Origin of the sequence: Candidatus Sulfotelmatobacter sp. (genome assembly GCA_035498555.1) — a bacterium.
In the GTDB taxonomy this organism is placed as follows: Bacteria; Eisenbacteria; RBG-16-71-46; order RBG-16-71-46; family RBG-16-71-46; genus DATKAB01.
Window position 1 is genome coordinate 1 of the sequence record DATKAB010000162.1, and the last position, 3362, is coordinate 3362.

The window sequence follows — 3362 nt, forward strand, 5'->3', positions numbered from 1 at the left end:
GAGCCCGCGCCGCTCGATTCCCTGCGGGACCGGAGCCCGACGCATTCGAACTTGCCGACCGGTCGGGGAGTACCCCTACCACCCGCCAAATCGCGCATCGAACCGCCGGGTCCGGAGCCCGCCGGGTACATCGGTTGTGCCGTCGAGGCCGATCGCCTCGACCTGCCGCAGCTACTTGCCGGTGGTGGCCGGCTTGGTTGCCGCCCCCTTGTCTGCCGCCGGCGCCTGCTTGGCGATCACGAGCTTCGAAATCTTGTTGTACGTCGCCTGATTCACGACGCCCTTCGAAACCAATTGCGATTTGTTCGCCCAGGGACGCCCGGCGATGATCTTGTCCGAGATCTTGTCGCCGATGCCGGGCAGCTTCATGAGCTCTTCCTTGCTCGCGCTGTTGAGGTCGACGAGCGTCGCCGGGGCGGCGGTGCTGCTCGACTTGCTCGCGGTCGAGCCGGTGGCGCTGGAAGACTTGGCGGCAGTGGTCGACGAGCTGGTGGTGCTCGTCGAACTGGTCGCGGTCGTGGACTTGCTCGAGTGAGACGAAGTGCTGGACTTGGCCGGCGTCGTCGAAGCTGGCGCCGAGCCGGTCTGCGTCTGGGGCGTGCCGGCGAACACCAGGGTCGCGCCGAACACCAGCACCACCGCACCCGCGGTCAGGGTGGAAAGGAAACGCTTCATGGGGTACCTCCTGAGGGCGGAATGGTCCACGCCGCCATGCCCTCGGAACGGGCGGCGTAAGAGCGGGCGTCCTGCCACGGCTCGGGGAGTGTTGGAATCGAAGGGAGGTTGGGGCCCGCGAGAGAACTGAAGGCGGCGGGCCGGATACGGCGCTCAGTGAGTGCGGAAGAGGTACACGCGGCTTCCCACCGGCAATTGCGGGAGCGGCCAATTTCGTCGGAGGTCGAAGTGGGGCTGGCGCGTGGCGGACCGCGGCCCGCGGAACGCCAGACACCGAGTCGTTGCGAATTCGACAGCGTCACGATCGAGGCGGCCGAGGTCAGCGACGCGGGTGCGAGATTCACCGCGGCCGGGAGCTCGGCAGAGTGGAACATGACTCGCGAGCGGGAAGACGACGGACGCGAGCGCGCAACCATGCGGGGCACCGGGGTGGCATGCGGGCGGCTGTGGCGAGCGGGAGGCGGCGCCGGCAGCGTGCCGTGGCGCGGCGTCTCGTAGGTCACGTCGCGGATGCAGGTCGCCCGAGCGCGCGCGAACGGTGACGAGGCGGCCGAAGCCGAACTCGCAATCAGCAGGGCGCCGAGGGCAAGCGATGCACGCAGACCGAATTTCATCGAACGGTACGGCCTCCGAGTGGGTTCAGCCGCCTCGATGGGATGCGATTTTCGCTCGAAGCGCAATAGGGAAATTCGGCGCCCCCGACCCTCCGCGTGGAATTTGCCTGTCTTTCACAGGTCGCCCCACCCGGTATCAGGAAGCCGTAAAGACGCCGGCAGTGATCCCTAGAAGATTTCGGGACTCGGCATTCGGTGGGGCCGGGAGACCACGAACCCTCCGCCGCCATCCGGCCCTCGCGGCGCCGAGGCTCGGCTGGCCGGCGGATCCGGAGAGGTCCGTTTCGCTTCGGTCTTGGCCGGGGCCGGACGCTGTTCGGCATGCGCCGGTGTCTCGTGAGCCACACGGGTCGCGGCCGGGCCTCCGGAGCCCCGGGAAGCGCTGCGCGAGGGCGTCCGCTTCGCGGCGGGGCAGGAGGTCGAGTAGTACGAGGCAAACGGCACCGCCGGGCTGCGCGTCGTGCACTCGGTGCCGAAGTCGGGGATGGAAACCGCTCCCGTAGAAGCGGCCATCGCCGCCACGTCCACCTCGGACGACGACGGAGTCGAGCAGGGCGATGAGGAGGTCTTCTCGTTCTTGCAGGCGCGGGCCTGGGGGGCGGTCGCGACCGCGAGCGCAAGCAGGAGCATGGCGCTCGCGAAGGCGGGACTCTGGGGTAGCTTTCGGGTCACGGTGGGTGCCTCCCTCCCCGGTCAGTGGCCACCAGTGTCAATGGAATATTGGGCGCGGGACAATGCCCAAGCGACGGGGAGGTTGGAGGAAAGCGCGTTTCGCCAGCTTCCAGAGCGGTCGAAACCGTATTCTTCAAGCGCCAGTCAATTCCGACCGGCGCGTGCCCAGCGCCGTGGCGGCGTGCCCGCGCGTCAGCCCCGCTGGGCTTCGCCGTCCAGGAAGGCCTCGATCAGCCGGGTGAGCGAGGTGGCCGCACGGTCGGCGACCTCCGTGACCTCGCTGTGCGACAGAGGTCCCTCGGCCAGTCCCGTCGCGCGATTGGTGACGCACGAGATGCTGGCGGCTTCGGCACCCAGCTCGGCCGCCAGCGTCACTTCGTGCACCGTGCTCATGCACGCCACGTCGGCTCCCAACGCCGAGGCCATGCGCACCTCGGACGCGGTCTCGTAGCTCGGCCCATGCCCGCCCATCAGCGTGCCGAGGTGGAGCTTCACTTCGGCGCGGGCCGCGGCCGCGAGCAGGCCCGCGCGCAGCCGGGGCGAATAGGGCGTGGCGACACGCCGGCCGGCTCGTCGCTCGCGCAGCTCGTCGGGCGTGAACAGCCCGCGTTTCCCGATGAAGTTGATGTGATCCACCGCCAGCATGAGATCGGCAGGACCCAGTTCCGGATGGATCGCGCCGACCGCGTTGGTGAACACCATCGAGCGGGCCCCAAGCGCGTGCATCACGCGCACGCCAAAGGTGACACGATCGAGGGTGTAACCCTCGTATCGATGGCTGCGGCCGGCCAGCGCCACCACCGGCACGCCGCGCCACAGGCCGAGCACGAGCCGCCCGGCGTGACCCGCCACCGTCGAGCGTGGCCAGTGGGGAAGTTCGGCGGTCGGAAACGCCTCGGCCCGCTCGATGGACCTCACTGCGCCGCCGAGCCCCGAGCCGAGCGTCAGCGCGACGCGCGGCGAGAGCGCGCTTTTCGCGCGAATCGCGGCGACCGCCGCGGCAACCCGCCCCGAGAGATCCTGCGTGGGCAGCGAAGGGGTGACGCTCATCCGTGCTGCTCCGGATCGTAGGGAACGCCGACGGCGCGCGGTGGCGTGGCGCGGCCGATGAAGCCGATCAGCGCCAGCATGGTGACGAGGTAAGGGAGCATCTGCAAGATCTCGCCGGGGAACTGCGAGCCCTGCAGCGTGATCTGCAGCGCTTCGGCGGCGCCGAACAGCAGACACGCGGCCGCGGCGCCGGCCGGCGACCAGCGCCCGACGATCATCGCCGCCAGCGCGATGTAGCCCCGCCCGCTGGTGAGCCCGTCGGTGAAGCTGTGCTGCTCGCTCGCGAGCCACGCGCCGCCGAGCGCCGCGAACGCGCCCGAGATCAGCACGCCCGCGGTGCGATAGAGCGGC

At 69.8% G+C, this 3362-nt stretch carries 4 protein-coding genes; 1 reads left to right on the top strand and 3 read right to left on the bottom strand.

Annotated features, from left to right (window positions below; all coding sequences use genetic code 11):
* Positions 1-171 precede the first annotated feature (171 nt).
* A complete protein-coding gene (locus VMJ70_13200; protein ID HTO92083.1) occupies positions 172-675 on the bottom strand; it encodes a helix-hairpin-helix domain-containing protein in 504 nt (167 codons plus the stop codon).
* Positions 676-903: 228 nt separating this feature from the next.
* On the opposite strand from VMJ70_13200, the gene VMJ70_13205 reads away from it, so the two are divergent.
* Positions 904-1173: a hypothetical protein gene (locus tag VMJ70_13205; protein ID HTO92084.1), complete on the top strand. Its 270-nt coding sequence runs from the start codon at positions 904-906 to the stop codon at positions 1171-1173.
* Between the two features lie 980 nt (positions 1174-2153).
* Here VMJ70_13205 and VMJ70_13210 read toward each other — a convergent pair.
* On the bottom strand, positions 2154-3011 hold the full coding sequence (locus VMJ70_13210) for a purine-nucleoside phosphorylase (protein ID HTO92085.1): 858 nt from the start codon (positions 3009-3011) through the stop codon (positions 2154-2156).
* Positions 3008-3362 (bottom strand): hypothetical protein (locus tag VMJ70_13215; protein ID HTO92086.1); only part of this gene is annotated, 355 nt, incomplete at its 5' end. The genes VMJ70_13215 and VMJ70_13210, both read right to left, overlap by 4 nt.